A 17,044-nucleotide genomic window follows, 5' to 3' on the forward strand; every position below is an offset into this window, starting at 1 on the left:
ACGGTGATCGGTGGTGGCCGGCCGGCGGGCCGGCCGTGGATTCGGGTGTACGGGGGCGGGGTCAGCCCGAGTGGAAGGGCAGTCCCGCGTCGGCGACCAGGTCCAGGTCGTCGGTGTCCTCGGCGGGCAGCAGCGAGGCGCTGCCGTCCGCTATCGGGACCACGCCCAGCTCCAGCAGCTCGGCCATGGCGGCCGTACCCGCCATGTCGCGCACCTGGAGCTGATACCGGGCGGTGGTGCGGTACGCGCCTCCGGCGTCGTCCCCCGTGCGCTGCAGGAAGCCGGAGTCGACGAGGAAGGAGACGGCCTTGGCGATGATGCCGGTGGTCGAACCCGCCAGCCGCCGCGCGTCCTTCGTGGCGCCCGTCGAGCTGCGCCGGGCGTAGACCCGCCAGGACGCCTCCAGGCCGGGCGCGCCGCTGGTGGGGTCGGTGTTCTCGCCGGCCTCGGCGGCGCGCTCCTCCAGGCGGCGGCACGCCTGGCGGACGAAGGCGTCCACGCCGTTGACGGTGATGCGGCCGATGTAGCCGTCGTCGGCGAGGTCCTCGGGGCGCGGGAAGGCCATCGCGGCGACGGCCAGATGCGCGAGGCCGTGCAGGAAGCGGTCGCCCGCGTCCGTGGAGGCGCGGCGGGCGTAGTCGCCCATGCGGACCGCGAAGACGGAGTCCTCGGCGGCGGTGACGGCCATTCCGGCGCGGGTGGAGACCTCCAGGACGACCAGGCCGAGCCCGGAGGCGACGGCGTCGGTGAGCCGCGCGAAGGCGGGCTCGTCCCGATAGCGCCGCAGCAGCTCGCCGTACTCGACGTCGCGGGCGGGCAGTAGCTTGGGCTGGAGGCCGAAGGAGACCAGCCGGGCGGCGTCCGCCGCGTCGGCGGGGGTGACCGGCGCGGGGCCCTTGGCGGGCGGCTCCGCCTCGGGTGCGGGCACACCCCAGCCGTCGCCCGCGGCGGCCGTCGGGTCCGGCCGCGCGGCGTCGTCGGCGTCGTACTCGGTCACGAATCTGGCTCCTTGCGGCTCACGGTCTCAACTCTGATGCGCCCCTGCGCGAGCGCTTCGGGGCGCGCGGCCTCCGGGGCTGCGGCGGGCCCTTCGGGGCAGGCGGCCTGCACGGCTCCGGCGGGCGCTTCGGGGCGAGCAGCCTCGGCGAGCGCTTGGCGGCGGGCGGCGTCCACGGCTCCCGGCATCACGCCACCTCCGACCGCTCGGCCGCCATGCCGGCCGCGTCCAGCAGGGCGGTGCCCACGATCAGGTCGGCGCCGCCGAACTCCGGGTCGACCAGCTCCGTACCGTCGTCCACGGCGAACAACAGCTGCTCCTCGCCCTGGCGGTAGGCCGTGCCGACCGGCGGGCTGGCGGCGTGCACGGCCATCAGCGCGACCAGGTACGGCAGTTCGGGGTCCTGGAGGCGGGCTTCGGCGAGCAGTCCGGAGAGCCGGCGCGGCGCGTCCGCGGGCAGCGTGAGCAGCGCGGTCGCGGCGTCCAGCTGCTCCTCGCTGAACCGGCTGTCGTCGGGCGTGGCGATCAGGTCGGGCTCGGGCATCTCGGCGCCCAGATGCGCGCGCTCCTGGGGCGGCGAGAGCAGCATCTCGACCAGGTCGCCGACCCGGACGGCGGTGGGCGTGCGCAGGCCCGTGCCCTTGGCGAAGAAGGCGTCGGTGACCCGGGTGGACTGCTCGACGGAGAGCGGCAGTACGGGGGCGACGAGCTGGCCGTACAGGTCCAGTCCGGCGTGCGCGGCGGGCGGCGCGAACGCCTGCCGGTCCTGCTCGGCGCGGAAGAGCGGGCCCGCTTCCAGGAGGCGGGACTGCAGCTGGGTGTGGCGGCGGATGCAGTCCTTGACGATGTCGACGAGCTCGGCGGCGCGCCTCTTGTGCTCGGGTCCCTCGGCTTCGTCGCGGGCGCGGCGGATGTTGGTCAGGATGGCGTTCTCATGGCGGTACCGGTCCGCGACGTGGTCGAGCGCCTCGGTGATCATGTCGGGGACGGCGCGCAGCCAGTCGACCGCGCGGACGTTGCGCCGGGTGGCGTCGAGGGTTTTGCGGAGCGTTTCGGCGTACTGCACGGTGCGGTACCGCGCCTGCTCGGCGGCGAGCTGGGCGTCGGCGAGGCGGCCGCGGCTGATGAGCACCTCGAGCTTGACCTCGGCGGCGATCTGGGCGCTGGTGACGTCCGTGTCCAGCGCGCCCACCAGGACGTTGACCGCTTCGTCGGTGGTACGGAGGTAGACCGTGCCGCCGGGCCCCGGGACCTCCTCGATGAGCTTGAAGTCGTAGTCCCTGCGGACGTAGTCGCCCTCGGCGGAGAACGTGCCGTAGACCGCGCGGAAGCCGCGGTCCACGCTGCCGACGTTGATCAGATTCTCCAGGACCCAGCGGGCGACGCGCTCGTGCTCGGCCGCGGGGCGGCGCGGGGCCTGGGCCGCGATGCGGGGCTGCAGCCTGGCCACTATCTGTTCGTGGTCGGCGCCCGTGTCGAAGTCCATGTGGAGCGTGACGAGATCGATGGCGGCGAGGGCGACCTCGGCCATGGCGTAGACGCCGTACTCCCCCGCGAGGTTGGCCTTGCGCGCGTCGAGGTCGTGCAGCGGCGCCGTGCACGCGAGCGCGCGCAGCCGCCGGGCCAGGCCCTCGTCGGCCGCCGGCCCCGGCGCGGGCCGCGTCACCCCGCTGAACTGGGGCGCAGCGGTCTGGGGGGATGGAGAAGTCACGGTGAACAGATTAGGCCGTCGCACTGACAACGGACGAAACGGCACGGCCTCGCAGGTCAGTGTGTGGCGCCGCCCACAGCCTTGATGTCCTCGCCGCGCTCCGACGCCGTGATCATGATCACGCGCAGCGCCTCGGCGACGGAGGTGACCGGGAGTGACGGCCTGCCCTGGTCGGTGACCTGCCCGGGAGCATACGGGACGTGCACGAAGCCGCCGCGCACGGCGGGCCGTTCGGTGGCGACGAGGTGCATCAGCCCGTAGAAGACGTGGTTGCAGACGAAGGTGCCGGCGGTCTGCGAGACCGAGGCGGGCAGCCCGGCCTCCCGTACGGCGGCGACGCACGCCTTGACCGGGAGCGTGGCGAAGTACGCGGCGGGACCGTCCTCGACGATCGGTACATCGATGGGCTGCGCACCCGAATTGTCGGGGATGCGCGCGTCATCGATGTTGATGGCCACCCGCTCGACCGTGACGTCCGGGCGGCCGCCGGCCTGGCCGACGCAGAGCACGACCTCGGGGTCGGCATCCGCGACGGCCCTACGGAGCGCGTCGTTCGCCGCACCGAAGACACAGGGCAGTTCGGCGGTCGCGATCTCGTAGCCGGGCGGCGGGTCGGCCGCGACGGCCTGGACGGCCTGCCAGGAGGGGTTGACGCGCTCCCCGTCGAAGGGGGCGAATCCGGTCAGAAGTACCCGGGTCATGGAGTGTTACTCGGTTTCGGCAGGGTCCACGTCAGAACGCGAAGACGGACATGATGACGATGTTGCAGGCCAGCAGCGCGACCGCGGTGGGCAGCTGGGCCTTGATCGGACCGTACTGGTCCTTCAGCTCCAGCAGCGCGGCGGGCACCACATTGAAGTTGGCCGCCATCGGCGTGACGAGCGTGCCGCAGAAGCCGCAGAGCATGCCGATCGCGAGGATCGCCGGGGCGTTGCCGTGCGCCTGGTCCACGAGGACGGGCCAGCCGACGGCGGCGGTCATGACGGGGAAGGCCGCGAAACCGTTGCCCATGATCACCGTGAACAGGAACATCCCGACGCAGTAGACGATCACCGCGGTGACCACCGAGCCGTGCGGCAGCACCGCCTTGGTGAGGATGCCCACCTGCTTGCCGACACCGGAGACAGCGAAGATCGTGCCAAGAGTGGCGAGCAGCTGCGGCAGCAGCATCGCCCAGCCCATGGTCTCCAGCATCGAGCGGCCCGCGTGCAGGGGCGCCGCGGCCTGCTTCTCGCGCAGCATGACCATGGCGAGGACGAGCGCCACGATGGCGCCGATGCCGAGCCCGAGGATGGTCTCGCTGCCCTTCTGGAGGAGCGGCGTGCCCCCGAAGGAGAGCTCGGGAACGAGGACGGCGCAGACCAGGGCGACGGCGGGGATGGTCAGGGCGGGGATGAACAGCTTGCTGCCGTGCTTACGGGCGCTCGCCCGCCGCTCCTCCGTGGTGGTCGTCCGGGGCTTGCCGCGTCCGGTGAACCCGAAGGCGGCCAGGCCGATCATCACGAGGACCGCGACACCGAGGGGCTCCGCGGGTGCCGACTTGTCGACGACCCAGGAGCTGTAGACGAAGCCGGCGCCGAGCAGGCCCCAGAAGGCTGCCGTACCGAAGCGCTTCGGGTTGCTGCGGTCGGCGGCCATCTGTGCGGCCATCACCAGGAAGAGCCCGCCGACGAGCCAGTAGAACCACTCTGCCTTGATCACTTCGTGGCCTCCTGGGTGGCGAGTCCGTCCTGGGCGCCGAGCAGTTCGCGCTCCAGCGTGCGGTCCATGCGCAGCAGCCGGCCACCGTGGATGAGCAGCGCGCAGATCCCGGTCGGAATGGCCCAGAGGGCGAGCTGCAGCGGTTCGAGGTGGGTCTGGTACGTCGAGTTGGCGAAGCCGGTGATCAGGAGGATCGACCCGACGGCGAGGAAGACGTCCTCGCCGAAGAAGAGCCCGACGTTGTCCGCGCTGACGGTGAAGGACCGGATCTTCTCGCGGGTCTTGTCCGGCAGCGCTCCGTAGCGGCGTTCGGCCGCGCCCTCGGCCATCGGTGCGGCGAGCGGGCGCACCGTCTGCGCGGGCCCGAAGAGGTCCCTCAGGCCGAGCGCGGCGAAGCACTGCCGCAGCACGAGGTAGAGCGTGAGGAAGCGTCCGGTGGTCAGCTTCGCGAAGCGTGCGATGAGGTTGCGGGCCTGCTCCTGGAGGCCGTGGCGCTCCAGGAGAGCGATCACCGGCAGCGTGATGACGAAGATCGTCACTGCCCGGCTGGAGGCAAAGCCGTCACCGAAGGCCGCGAGGACCTTCTGCGGCGACAGGCCGCCGAGGAATCCGGTGGCGATGCCCGCCACCCCCACCACCAGCAGCGGGTTGCGGCGTGTGGCGAAGCCGATGATCACCACGAGAACGCCCAGAAGAACGATCACGGGACCGCCTTTCGCACGCAGAAACCCACGCGTCTCGTGGGGATGTGCCAGGACGGTAGAGGATCGTTCTACGATCCGACAATAGGTGGGTGATTCTCGTTACCTGCCGGAGACTTGCTCGGCCACCCGCCGGGCGTACGCGCTGGACAGCTGAGCCCGGGAATCCTCCAGGTAGGACGAGAGCAGCCGCTCCGCCTGGACCACGTCGCCGCTCTGCAGCGCTTCGAGGATCTGGCGGTTGCGCGTGAGGTACGGCTCGTGGAAGCGGCGCGGGTCGTCCATCACGTGGAACACCAGCCGCAGCTCCGCGAGAACGCCGCGCATCAGCTCGTCCGTGCGCGGGCTGCCGGCGAGCGCGACCAGCGCCTGATGGAAGCGGATATTGGCCGTCGAGAGGTCCTGCCAGGACCGCTCCAGCGCGGCCCGCTCCCCCGCCTCCACGGCCGCCTCGACCTGGTCCAGCGCGTACGGCGGCTCGCCCAGGCCGCGGATCACGGCGCACTCGACCATCCCGCGCACCCGGTAGATGTCACCGAGGTCCTCCACCGCGACCATCCGCACGAAGACGCCCCGGTTCAGCTCGTGCACCAGCAGCCGCTCGTGCGTGAGCAGCCGGAACGCCTCCCGCAACGTATTCCGGGACACCCCCAGCGCCCCGCCGATGGAGTCCTCCGACAGCCGCGCCCCGGGCGGGAAGAAGCCCTCCGCAATACGGTCGCGCAGTATGTCCGCGACCCGCTCGGCGGTGCTCGTCCGCCCCAGCAGCGCCCGGTCCATCGCCAGCCCGCCCGGCTCCTCGAACCGCCGGTCCATCCCCTTCGCCACCTCGCGCCTCACTTTCGTCCCCCTGGTCACCGTGACCGCGTACGACGGCCGCGCGGCCGCCCGCAAGGGCACGCAGTCAATCCCAGAACGCCGAACAAGACAACAACCCTCTTGTCCTATCGTTCAACAATCCTCTAGCTTGATGCGGTAACCGGCCGGCCCGAGCGCCCCAGGAGGACAGCCGCTACGGAAACGGGCCGGCCGGCTCTGCCTTGCCCTGCCCTGCCCACGTCCGGCTCTGCCGGCCAGTAGAAACGTCGGCCTCGCCGGCCCTGTTGGAACGGACGCCCATGACGGACCCGGTGATCGACCTCAACGCCGACCTCGGCGAGGGGTTCGGACGGTGGCAGCTCACCGACGACGACAGTCTGCTCTCCGTCGTCACCAGCGCCAATGTGGCCTGCGGCTTCCACGCGGGCGACCCGTCGACGATGCGCAGGGTCTGCGAGACCGCCGCCGAGCGCGGCGTCCGCATCGGCGCCCAGGTGTCCTACCGCGACCTCGCCGGCTTCGGGCGCCGCGCCATGGACGTCCCCCCGGACGAGCTCGCCGACGAGATCGCGTACCAGATCGGCGCGCTGGAGGTCTTCGCACGCGCCGCCGGTTCCCGCGTCGCCTATGTGAAGCCGCACGGCGCGCTGTACAACCGTGCCGTCCACGACACCGAACAGGCCGGCGCGATCGTGGCCGGCATCCGGCGCGCGGCCGGTCCGCTGCCTGTACTCGGGCTCCCCGGTTCGCAGTTGCACGCGGCGGCGCGCGCCGCCGGGCTGCCCACCGTCACCGAGGCGTTCGCCGACCGCGCCTACACGGCCGCGGGCACCCTGGTCCCGCGCCGGGAGCCCGGCGCGGTCGTCCACGACCCTGACACCGTCGTCAAGCGCTCCCTCGGCCTCGCCCGCGACCACGCCGTCACCTCCCTCGACGGCGAGCGCGTGGAGGTCGACGTGCAGTCGCTGTGCCTGCACGGCGACACCCCGGGCGCCGCGACCCTCGCGCGGCGCGTACGCGAGGAACTGACGGCGGCCGGCGTCCGCGTGGCGGCGTTCGCATGACCGCACTCCCGGCCACCGCCACCACGCTCCCGGCCACTGACGGGGACAGCACCCGGTCCGCCGGGGAGCGCGGCCTCCGTATGCGCACTCTGCCCGTGGGCGACCACGGCCTGCTCGTCGAGCTCGACAGCTCCGCGGCCGTCGAAGCGCTCCACGCCGAACTGCTGCGCCGCGCCGCGGCCGGCCGGCTGCCCGCCACCCGCGAGATCGTTCCCGCGGCGCGCACCGTACTGATCGACGGGCTCGCCGAACCGGCGCGGTTCGCGGCCGAGCTGACCGGCTGGGACGTCCCCCCGGCCACCCGCTCCGGGGCGCAGACCCTCGAAGTGCCCGTCCGCTACGACGGCCCCGACCTCGCCGACGTCGCCGAACTGTGGGGCGTCACCCCGGAGGAGGTCGTACGCATCCACTCCGGTACCGAATTCCGCGTCGCCTTCTGCGGTTTCGCGCCCGGCTTCGGCTACCTCACGGGCCTGCCCGAGCGCTACCACGTGCCGCGCCGTGCCACCCCGAGGACGCGCCTCCCGGTCGGCTCCGTGGCACTCGCCGGCCCGTACACAGGGGTGTACCCGCGCTCCTCCCCCGGTGGGTGGCAGCTGCTGGGCACTACGGATGCCGTGTTGTGGGACGCCTCCCGGGAGCCGGCGGCGCTGTTCACCCCGGGCACTCTCGTGCGCTTCATTCCGCAACCGTTCGACCCGCACCCGGAGGCGGCCCAGTGACCGACCGCGCATTCGCCGTCGTACGCGCCGGAGCACTGACCACCGTCCAGGACCTCGGCCGCGCCGGCCACGCCCACCTGGGCGTCCCGCGCTCCGGCGCGCTCGACGCGGACGCCCACCGCCTCGCCAACCGCCTCGTCGGCAACGGCCCCGAGGCGGCCACCCTGGAGACCACCGTCACCGGGTGCGCGGTACAGATGCGCAGCGCCGTCACCGTGGCCGTCACGGGTGCGCCGTGCCCGGTGACCGTCGACGGCCGCCCCGCCGCCTGGGGCGCCCCGGTGCACGTACCGGCCGATGCCGTCCTGGAGGTGGGCACCGCCACCTACGGGCTGCGCAGTTACCTGGCCTTCGCGGGCGGCATCGAGGCCGAGCCGGTACTCGGCAGCCGGGCCACCGACCTCCTCTCGGGGCTCGGCCCCGACCCGCTCACCGATGGCGCAGTGCTGCCGCTCGGCACACCGGGCGCGCCGGTGCCCGCGGCCGACGCGGTGCCGCACGCCGGTCCGGCACGCGAACTGGTCCTGCCCGTCCGCCTCGGGCCGCGCGACGACTGGTTCACGAAGGCGGGGCTGCGTACCCTCCTGACCGGCGTCTGGCGGGTGTCGTCCGCGAGCAACCGCATCGGACTGCGCACCGAGGGCCCTTCCTTGGAGCGCGCCCGGGACGGCGAACTCCCCAGTGAGGGCATGGCCCTGGGCGCCGTCCAGGTCCCCCCGAACGGCCTCCCGGTGCTCTTCCTCGCCGACCACCCCACGACCGGCGGCTACCCCGTCATCGGCGTCGTGCGCGAGTCCGCGCTGCCCGCCGCCGCCCAGGCCGCACCGGGCACCCCCGTGCGCTTCGTACGGGCCCACAGCGCCGCCTGAGGCCCTTTCTCCGACCGGCCCGCTACTCCTTGGCCGTGCGCGCGCTGCAGGCGTTGGCAGCCAGGTCAGCGTCCCGAGATGCGGTCGGCGAGCTTCGCGATCGGTGCGGTGGTGGTGCGGCGCGCGGCCTCGCTGCGGTCGGCCGCCCGGTAGGCGGCGTACATGCCGTGCACGCCGAGCCAGCGGGCGGGCTCCGGCTCCCAACCGCGCGTCCGGTGACCTGTCCACGGCAGCCGGGTCAGCTCGGTGTCCCGTTCCAGTACGAGGTCCCGCAGGGTGCGGCCGGCCAGGTTGGTCGCCGCGACGCCGTGCCCGACGTAGCCGCCGGCCCAGCCCAGTCCCGTACGCCGGTCGAAGGAGACCGACGCGCACCAGTCGCGCGGCACGGCCAGCACGCCCGACCACGCGTGGTCGATCCGTGCGCCGGCGGTCGCGGGCAGCAGCCGGGCCAGGGTGTCGCGCAGCGCTCGTACCGTCTTCGGGCTGGTCCGGCCGTCCCGGTCCACACGGGACCCGAAGCGGTACGGGACGCCGCGGCCGCCGATCGCGATACGGCCGTCGGCGGTGCGCTGCGCATACGTGTAGGCGTGCGTGAGGTCACTGAGCTGTTCGTGCCCGTCCCAGCCGATGGCCTTCCACGCCTCTTCGGGCAGCGGTTCGGTGACCACCATGGAGGAGTTCATCGGCAGCCAGGTGCGGCGCTCTCCGTGCAGGTCGCTGGTGAACCCCTCGGTGGCCCGGAGGACGCGGCGGGCCCGCACCGTCCCGAAGGGCGTCTCGGCGCGCCCCGGTGCGATGCGCGTGACGGGCGTGGACTCGTGGATGGTCACCCCGAGGGCCGCGACCACCCGGGCGAGGCCCTGCACCAACTTGGCGGGGTGGACACGGGCGCAGTGCGGGTTGTGCACGCCGCCGAGCGCGCCGGCCACGTCCACCCGGTCGCGCACCTCGCGCCCCGAGAGCAGGACTTCGTCCGCGTTGCCCCAGTGCACGGACTTCTCGTGTGCGGCGCGCAGCCGCGGCAGCTGGGCGGGCCGATGGGCCACGGTCAGATAGCCGCTCTTGACGATGTCGGCGTCGATGCCCTGGGCCCCGGCCACCGCGATGACCTCATCCACCGTGGCGTGCATGGCCCGCTGCAGCTCCCGTACGGACTGCGGACCGCGTTCCCGTGCGTACACCGCGGGAGAACCGGCGATCTTGCCGCTGAGCCAGCCGGCGTTGCGCCCCGAGGCCCCGAAGCCCGCGAACTCCCGCTCCAGTACGACGATGCGGAGGCCCGGGTCGGCCTTCTTGAGGTAGTACGCGGTCCACAGTCCGGTGAAGCCGGCGCCCACGATGCACACATCGGCGTCGACCGGGCCGTCCAAGGGGTCGCGCCGGCTGGGGATGCCGGTCTGGCGGTACCAGAAGGAGATGTTGCCGTTCCTCGTCATCGTGGCCTCCGTCGCTCAGTAGCCGGGCGGACTGATCACCCATTCAACTGCCGTGCTGCCTGCCGTGGCCGCGGGGCTACGAGCCCTCCGGCTTCCCGTATCCGCCCCCGCCCGGCGTGTGGAGCACCAGCACGTCGCCCGCGCCCACCTCGGCCACGTCGCAGCCCTCCAGCCGCTCCGTGCCGCCCTCCGCGCGCTCCACGCGGTTCTCGCCCGGTGCGCCCGGTCCGCCGCCCGCCATGCCGTACGGCGGCACCCTGCGGTGCCCGGTCAGCAGCGCCACCGTCATCGGCTCCAGGAAGCGGATACGGCGGGTGACACCGCGGCCGCCGTGCCATCGACCGCGGCCGCCGCTGCCCTCCCGTACGGAGAAGTCCTCCACCCGTACCGGATAGCGCCACTCCAGCACTTCGGGGTCGGTGAGCCGGGAGTTGGTCATGTGGGTCTGCACGGCGTCGGCACCGTGGAAGCCGTCGCCCGCGCCCGAACCGCTGGCGACCGTCTCGTAGTACTGCACGCGGTCGTTCCCGAAGGTGACGTTGTTCATCGTGCCCGCTCCCTCGGCCTGGACGCCCAGCGCCCCGTAGAGCGCGCCGGTGACCGCCTGAGAGGTCTCCACGTTCCCGGCGACGGTGGCGGCCGGGAAGACCGGCGCGAGCATCGAGCCCTCCGGGATGCGCACCTCTACGGGCTTGAGACAGCCGCTGTTGAGCGGAATGTCCTCGGCGATCAGGGTGCGGAAGACATACAGGACGGCGGCCATCACCACGGAGCTGGGCGCGTTGGCGTTGCCGGGCTGCTGGGGCGAGGTACCGGCGAAGTCGAGCACCGCGCTGCGCGTCTCCCGGTCCACGGTCAGCGCGACCCGGATCTCCGCGCCGCTGTCGGTCTCGTACCGGAAGGCGCCGTCGGCGAGCCCGGCGATGATCCGGCGCACCGACTCCTCGGCGTTGTCCTGCACGTGGCCCATGTAGGCACGCACCACGTCGAGGCCGAACTGCCCGATCATCTTGTGCAGTTCCCTGATGCCCTTCTCGTTGGCGGCGATCTGCGCCCGGAGGTCGGCGATGTTGGCGTCCGGGGAGCGCGAGGGGTACGGCCCTTCGGTGAGCAGCCGCCGCGTCTCCTCCTCGCGCAGCCTGCCGTCCCGTACGAGCAGCCAGTTGTCGAAGAGGACGCCCTCCTCCTGGATCGTGCGGCTGAAGGCGGGCATGGAGCCCGGCGTGATGCCGCCGATCTCGGCGTGGTGACCGCGGGAGGCCACCAGGAAGAGCAGCTCTTCGTCCCGCTCATCGAAGACCGGGGTGACGACCGTGACATCGGGGAGGTGCGTTCCGCCGTGGTACGGGTCGTTGATCGCGTACACGTCGCCGGGGCGCATGTCGTCCCGGCGACGGCGCAGCACCTCCTTGATGGACTCGCCCATCGAGCCCAGGTGGACGGGGATGTGCGGCGCGTTGGCGATCAGATTGCCGGCGGCGTCGAAGAGCGCGCAGGAGAAGTCCAGCCGCTCCTTGATGTTGACGGAGTGCGCGGTGTGTTCGAGACGTACGCCCATCTGCTCGGCGATGGCCATGAAGAGGCTGTTGAAGACCTCCAGCATGACCGGGTCGGCGGCGGTGCCCACGGCGGTCCGCTCCGGACGCGCCTCGACCCGGGTGAGCAGCAGGTGCCCGCGGTCACCGGCGGCCGCCTGCCAGCCGGGATCGACGACGGTGGTGGCGTCGTCCTCGACGACGATCGCGGGCCCGGTCACGGCGTCACCGGGCCGCAGGTCGTCCCGGCCGTACAGGCGGGTCTCCTGCCACCGTCCGGCCACGAACATCCGCACGGTGTCCAGCGGCCGCAGCGGGCCCTCACGGTCCGCGGCGAGGCTGCGGTGGCCCGAGGTGCCACCCGCCGCGCCGACGGCCTCCACAGAGGCCGCCTCGGCGATCAGGGGCTTGTCCATGGTGAAGGCGTACCGGGCACGGTGGACGCGCGCGAACTCGGCCGCCATGTCGTCGGCGTCGGCCAGCGGCACGGGGATACCCGCGTCGGTGCCCGCGTACCGGAGGACGACGCGGGCCCGGGTGGTGATGCTCTCCTCGGGCACGCCATCAGCGCGGAGCTCCTCACGGGTGCGCGCCGCGAGGTCGTCACAGGTCGCGCGGACGCGGTCCATGGCGTCGGCCGTCAGCTCGGTCTCGATGGACTGCTCGCGCATCGCGGTGGCGTCGGCGACGCCGATCCCGTACGCGGAGAGCACGCCGGCCAGCGGCGGGACGATCACGGTACCGATGCCGAGCGCGTCGGCGACCGCGCAGGCGTGCTGGCCGCCCGCGCCGCCGAAGCTGGTGAGCGCGTACCGGGTGACGTCGTGGCCGCGCTGCACGGAGATCTTCTTGACCGCGTTGGCCATGTTCAGCACGGCGATGTCCAGGAACCCGGCGGCGACCTCCTCCGGGCCGCGCCGGTCGCCCACCGCCCGCTCCGCCTCCCGCGCGAGCGCTTCGAAGCGCTCGCGCACCTCCTCCGGGTCCAGCGGCTGGTCGCCGTGCGGCCCGAACACCGCGGGGAAGTGCGCGGGCTGGATGCGGCCGAGCATGACGTTGGCGTCGGTGACGGTGAGCGGGCCGCCGCGGCGGTAACAGGCGGGCCCGGGGACGGCGCCCGCGGAGTCCGGCCCCACCCGGTAGCGGCGGCCGTCGAAGTGCAGGACGGAACCGCCGCCGGCCGCGACCGTGTGGATGTTCATCATGGGTGCGCGCATCCGGACGCCCGCGACCTCGCTGCCGAAGACGCGCTCGAACTCGCCCGCGTAGTGCGACACATCGGTGGACGTGCCGCCCATGTCGAAGCCGATCACTTTGTCGTGCCCGGCCTCGGCGGCGGACCGCACCATGCCCACGACGCCACCGGCCGGCCCGGAGAGCACCGCGTCCTTCCCCCTGAAGTGCTCCGCCTGCCGCAGCCCCCCGTTGGACTGCATGAACATCAGCCGGATACCGGGGAGTTGTGCGGCGACCTCCTCCACGTAGCGCCGCAGGATCGGCGACAGGTAGGCGTCCACGACGGTGGTGTCACCGCGCGGTACGAGCTTCATCAGCGGGCTCACCTCGTGCGAGCAGCTGACCTGCGTGAACCCCGCCTCCGTGGCCAGCTCGGCGAGCTGCTTCTCATGGGCGGGGTGGCGGTAGCCGTGCAGCAGCACGACGGCGGCGCTGCGGAAGCCCGCTTCGTACGCGGCGGCCAGTGCTTCCCGGGCCGCGTCCGTGTCGAGGGGCGTGACCGTCTCCCCGTGCGCGTCCACGCGCTCCGGTACCTCGATCACCCGGTCGTAGAGCGCATCCGGCAGCACGATGTGCCGGTCGAACAGCCGGGGCCGGTTCTGGTAGGCGATGCGCAGCGCGTCCTTGAAGCCGCGCGTGGTGACGAGCACGGTGGGCTCGCCCTTGCGCTCCAGGAGGGCGTTGGTGGCCACGGTGGTGCCCATCTTGACGACGGCCACCCGGTCGGCCGGCACCGGCTCGCCAGGGCCCAGTCCCAGCACCTCACGGACCCCGGCGACGGCCGCGTCGTCGTACCGCTCGGGGTGGTGCGAGAGCAGCTTCCGGGTGACCAGCGCGCCGTCCGGCCGCCGCGCCACCACATCGGTGAAGGTCCCGCCCCGGTCGATCCAGAACTCCCAGCGTCCCGTCATGCGGCCATTGTGACAACGAAGCGGCGCGCGCCGCGGGAGCGGCGTCAGCCCCGGGCCTCCTGCATTTGGGGAACGGCCAGCGGGGCCGCGTCGTGGGCGGCGAGGAAGGCGTTGACCGCGGTGTGCCAGCCGAAGTGCTCGGCGCGGCGGCGGGCCGTGGTGCGGCGCGGCCCTTCGGGGCGGGCCAGGACGCGCCGTACGGCGGCGGCGATGCTGTCGCCGTCGTCGAGTGCGGTCTCGCCCGCGGGACCGATCAGGCCGGCGAGGGCGGAGCCGGCGTTGGCGACGACCGGGGTGCCGCAGGCCAGTGCTTCCAGGGCGGCGAGGCCGAAGGTCTCGGCGGGGCCGGGTGCCAGGAGGACGTCGGCACTGGCCTGCAACGCGGCGAGCGCGCCGGGGTCGGCGACGTGGCCGAGGAAGGCCACCGGCAGGCCCTCGGCCCGGGCCCGCGTCTCCAGGCGGGCGCGCAGCGGGCCGTCACCGGCCACGGCCAGCGCGGCATCCATCCCGTCGGCGCGGAGCCTCGAGAGGGCCTCCAGGGCCCTTGCCGGGCGCTTCTCGACCGACAGCCGGGAGCACAGCAGGAGCACCGCGGACGCGCCGCCGCCGATCCGCCGACGCAGCTCCTGGCTGCGGCAGCCGGGGTGGGCGCGGGCCAGGTCGACGCCGAGCGGCGCGGTGACGACGTTGCGCGCGCCGGTCCGGGTGAACTCGGCGGCCGCCCACTCGGTCGTGCAGACGACGCGGCTGTACGCGTGCGCCGTACGGGAGTTGAGCCGGTCACCGACCCAATGGGCGGCGTGCCGGGGCACGCCCCAGGTGTGCAGCACCCCGTCGACGCTCTCGTGCGAGACCATCACCGCCGGCACCCTGGCGCGCCGGGCCCACTCGCCGGTCCAGCGCAGCGTGGTGCGGTCGGAGACCTCCAGGCGGTCCGGCGCGAGGGTGTGCAGCAGGCGCTCCAGGCGCGCCCGGCCGGTGAGGACGCGGTAGCCGCCGGTACCGGGCAGCGTCGGGCCCGGGAGCGTGATCACCCGTCCCTGTGCCGTGTGTTCGTCGCTCGCGGCCGGGCCCGGCACGACGAGTACCGGGTCGTGGCCGGCCGCCCGGTAGCCCTCGCCCAGTTCGCGCAGCGCGGTGCGCAGCCCGCCCGACGCCGGGGTGACGAAGTTGGCGAGGCGAACGATGCGGAGGCCCTCACGGCCCCTGCCCCCGTGGTGCGCCGTCCCCGCGTGCCCCGTCCCCGTGTACTGCGTACCGCTGTACTCCGTACCGTCGCGCCTCGTGCTGTTCATGCAGCCACCGCCTCCGGTTGTCCCAGTACGTCCTCGTAGTGCGCCAGCAGCCGGTCGCCGACCGCCTCCCAGGTGCGGTCCGCGACCGCCGCCCGGCCCGCCGCCCCGTAGGCGGCGCGCAGCTTCGGATTCCCGGCGAGCACCTGCACCGCGTCGCGGACCGCGGTGGCGTCACCGGGCGGTACGAGCAGCCCGGTGCGCCCGTGTGTCACCAGGTCCAGCGGGCCGCCCGCCGCGGGCGCCACCACCGGCACCCCGCTGGCCATCGCCTCCTGCACGGTCTGGCCGAAGGTCTCGTACGGCCCGGTGTGCACAAAGACATCCAGGCTGGCGAAGAGCCGGGCCAGTTCGTCCCCGGTGCGACGGCCGAGGAAGCGCGCCTCCGGGAGCGCGGCGCGCAGCCCCGGGGCGCTCGGCCCGTCACCGATCACCACGGTCCGCACCCCCGGGAGCCGCGCCGCCTCTCTGAGCAGCCCGACCTCCTTCTCCGGGGCGAGCCGCCCGATGTACCCGACCAGCACCTCGCGCCCGGCGGCCAGCGAACTGCGCAACACCTCGTCGCGGCGGGCCGGGTGGAAGCGCATGGAGTCCACCCCGCGCGGCCACAGGCGCACCCGGGGCACGCCGTGCTCGGTCAGCTCCCGGGCGGCGGCGGTGGAGGGGGCGAGGGTGCGGTCCGCCGCGGTGTGCACGGCGCGCAGCCGCCGCCAGGCCGCCCCGGTACCGGCGCCCAGGTACGTACGGGCGTAACGGCCCAGGTCGGTCTGGTACACGGCGACGGCCGGCACGCCCAGCCGGGTCGCGGCCGCCATGCCGCGCACACCGAGCACGAAGGGGCTCGCGAGGTGGACGAGGTCGGGCCGGTGCGCGGCGAGTGCGGCGGCCAGCCGGCGGCCCGGCAGCGCGACCCGTACCTGCGGATAGCCGGGCAGCGGCAGTGAGGGCACCCGGACGACCGGGCACGGCAGGGTCCGCCCGCCCTCCGGGTCCTGTGCCGCCGCCGGGGCGACGACCAGCGGTTCGTGGCCGCGCCGCATCAGGTGCCGGGCGGTTTGCAGGGTGCAGTGTGCGACGCCGTTGACGTCGGGCGGGAAGGATTCGGTGACGATGGCGACACGCATACTCGTGTTGTCGGCGGGCCGGGCGTGGACGGGGCCACGGGGATCTTTCCAACGGGGGAACGTCCCATGAGCGTTCCGTCGTCGGGCGGACCCGGTGCCCTGGAGGGCCCCGAGTGTCAGGCCGATGCCCCCGGTGTGCGCAGGACCCGCGCGGCGGTGGCGTGCCCGGCCGCGCACGCCGCACGAATGCCGGCGCCCGTCAGGGAGGCGGTGAGGTAGCCCGCGGCGAACGCGTCACCGGCGCCGGTCAGATCGCGGACGCCGTCGACCGGTGGGACGGCGATCTGCACGGGCGGCCGTCCCGGGACGAGGACCGTGGTCGGGCGGGCACCGTCCTTGACGATCACCGTGGTGCGGGGCAGCCGGCCGGCCAGCATACGAAGGTCGGCGCTGCCCGTTCCGCCCCCGCACGCCAGCGCCTCCGCTTCGGCGCGGTTCGCAAAGAGCACGTGCGGCGCCAGCGTGCCCAGTAGTCGCAGGAACCGCCGCTCCCCATAGGCGCGCAGCATCCCGGTGGACGACGCGTCGACGGACACCGTCCCGCCGCGCGCGGCCGTACGGCGCAGCGCGTCGGCCGCCGCCGTCCCGGTCGGCTCACCGGCGAACGCGTACGCCGGTACGTGCAGGTGCGCGAGGCCCTCGGTCCACTCCGGGGCGACCGGCTCCAGGAGCGTGGCCGCGCCCCGGTAGGGCAGCATCGTGCGCTCCCCCGAAGGGTCGATCAGTACCACGACGCTGCCGGTCCGCCCGGCACGCTGGACGCGGACGTCGACGCCGTGCGATGCCAACTCCGCCACGAGCCGGTCGCCCTCCGGGTCGGCGCCCACACAGCCGATGAACCGGGTGGGGTGCCGCTCCCCCGCGAACGCGGCCACGTTGGCCGCGCTGCCGCCGCGCACCCGGTACATGGTCACCTCGGTGTCCGA

Annotated in this window: 15 protein-coding genes; 3 read left to right on the plus strand and 12 right to left on the minus strand. The window is 73.6% G+C overall.

From position 1 onward, the window contains the following. Positions 1–61 precede the first annotated feature (61 nt). From AB0I82_RS35645 to AB0I82_RS35675, 7 genes are all read right to left on the minus strand, one after another. Positions 62–997: a hypothetical protein gene (locus tag AB0I82_RS35645; RefSeq protein ID WP_363261648.1), complete on the minus strand. Its 936-nt coding sequence runs from the start codon at positions 995–997 to the stop codon at positions 62–64. Next, positions 994–1,185 carry a hypothetical protein gene (locus tag AB0I82_RS35650; RefSeq protein WP_363261649.1) on the minus strand — a complete coding sequence of 64 codons (192 nt, stop codon included), beginning with the start codon at positions 1,183–1,185 and terminating at the stop codon, positions 994–996. The genes AB0I82_RS35645 and AB0I82_RS35650 overlap by 4 nt, the downstream gene beginning before the upstream one ends. Next, positions 1,185–2,708: a hypothetical protein gene (locus tag AB0I82_RS35655; protein ID WP_363261650.1), complete on the minus strand. Its 1,524-nt coding sequence runs from the start codon at positions 2,706–2,708 to the stop codon at positions 1,185–1,187. Before AB0I82_RS35655 ends, AB0I82_RS35650 begins: the two co-directional genes overlap by 1 nt. A 56-nt stretch (positions 2,709–2,764) precedes the next feature. Further along, a complete protein-coding gene (pcp, locus tag AB0I82_RS35660) occupies positions 2,765–3,409 on the minus strand; it encodes a pyroglutamyl-peptidase I (protein ID WP_363261651.1) in 645 nt (214 codons plus the stop codon). 31 nt (positions 3,410–3,440) lie between these two features. Next, complete coding sequence (locus AB0I82_RS35665) at positions 3,441–4,409, minus strand: DUF979 domain-containing protein (protein ID WP_363261652.1); 969 nt, start codon at positions 4,407–4,409, stop codon at positions 3,441–3,443. Continuing rightward, entirely contained in the window at positions 4,406–5,113 is a 708-nt protein-coding gene (locus AB0I82_RS35670; protein WP_363261653.1) for a DUF969 domain-containing protein, read from the minus strand. The genes AB0I82_RS35665 and AB0I82_RS35670 overlap by 4 nt, the downstream gene beginning before the upstream one ends. Positions 5,114–5,212: 99 nt before the next feature. Next, complete coding sequence (locus AB0I82_RS35675) at positions 5,213–5,926, minus strand: GntR family transcriptional regulator (protein ID WP_363261654.1); 714 nt, start codon at positions 5,924–5,926, stop codon at positions 5,213–5,215. Between the two features lie 302 nt (positions 5,927–6,228). Here AB0I82_RS35675 and AB0I82_RS35680 point away from each other — a divergent pair, with 302 nt between their 5' ends. The 3 genes from AB0I82_RS35680 to AB0I82_RS35690 all read left to right on the plus strand — a co-directional run bounded on the left by AB0I82_RS35680 (position 6,229) and on the right by AB0I82_RS35690 (position 8,584). Next, on the plus strand, positions 6,229–6,993 hold the full coding sequence (locus AB0I82_RS35680; RefSeq protein WP_363261655.1) for a 5-oxoprolinase subunit PxpA: 765 nt from the start codon (positions 6,229–6,231) through the stop codon (positions 6,991–6,993). 80 nt (positions 6,994–7,073) lie between these two features. Then, complete coding sequence (locus AB0I82_RS35685) at positions 7,074–7,715, plus strand: allophanate hydrolase subunit 1 (protein WP_363261666.1); 642 nt, start codon at positions 7,074–7,076, stop codon at positions 7,713–7,715. Next, positions 7,712–8,584 carry a biotin-dependent carboxyltransferase family protein gene (locus AB0I82_RS35690; protein WP_363261656.1) on the plus strand — a complete coding sequence of 291 codons (873 nt, stop codon included), beginning with the start codon at positions 7,712–7,714 and terminating at the stop codon, positions 8,582–8,584. Before AB0I82_RS35685 ends, AB0I82_RS35690 begins: the two co-directional genes overlap by 4 nt. 65 nt (positions 8,585–8,649) lie before the next feature. On the opposite strand, the gene AB0I82_RS35695 is transcribed toward AB0I82_RS35690, so the two are convergent. The 5 genes from AB0I82_RS35695 to AB0I82_RS35715 all read right to left on the minus strand — a co-directional run bounded on the left by AB0I82_RS35695 (position 8,650) and on the right by AB0I82_RS35715 (position 17,026). Continuing rightward, positions 8,650–10,020 (minus strand): FAD-dependent oxidoreductase, encoded by a 1,371-nt coding sequence (locus tag AB0I82_RS35695; RefSeq protein WP_363261657.1) that lies wholly within the window; start codon positions 10,018–10,020, stop codon positions 8,650–8,652. Between the two features lie 76 nt (positions 10,021–10,096). Further along, positions 10,097–13,702 carry a hydantoinase B/oxoprolinase family protein gene (locus AB0I82_RS35700; RefSeq protein ID WP_363261658.1) on the minus strand — a complete coding sequence of 1,202 codons (3,606 nt, stop codon included), beginning with the start codon at positions 13,700–13,702 and terminating at the stop codon, positions 10,097–10,099. Between the two features lie 44 nt (positions 13,703–13,746). Then, positions 13,747–14,997 carry a glycosyltransferase gene (locus tag AB0I82_RS35705; RefSeq protein WP_363261659.1) on the minus strand — a complete coding sequence of 417 codons (1,251 nt, stop codon included), beginning with the start codon at positions 14,995–14,997 and terminating at the stop codon, positions 13,747–13,749. After that, complete coding sequence (locus tag AB0I82_RS35710) at positions 14,994–16,118, minus strand: glycosyltransferase family 1 protein (protein WP_363261660.1); 1,125 nt, start codon at positions 16,116–16,118, stop codon at positions 14,994–14,996. Before AB0I82_RS35710 ends, AB0I82_RS35705 begins: the two co-directional genes overlap by 4 nt. Before the next feature lie 116 nt (positions 16,119–16,234). Continuing rightward, the gene (locus AB0I82_RS35715; RefSeq protein ID WP_363261667.1) at positions 16,235–17,026 is read right to left on the minus strand and encodes a PfkB family carbohydrate kinase; all 792 of its coding nucleotides are present in this window, start codon (positions 17,024–17,026) and stop codon (positions 16,235–16,237) included. Between the last annotated feature and the right edge of the window lie 18 nt (positions 17,027–17,044).

The organism is Streptomyces sp. NPDC050315, assembly GCF_040655775.1.
In the GTDB taxonomy this organism is placed as follows: Bacteria; Actinomycetota; Actinomycetes; order Streptomycetales; family Streptomycetaceae; genus Streptomyces.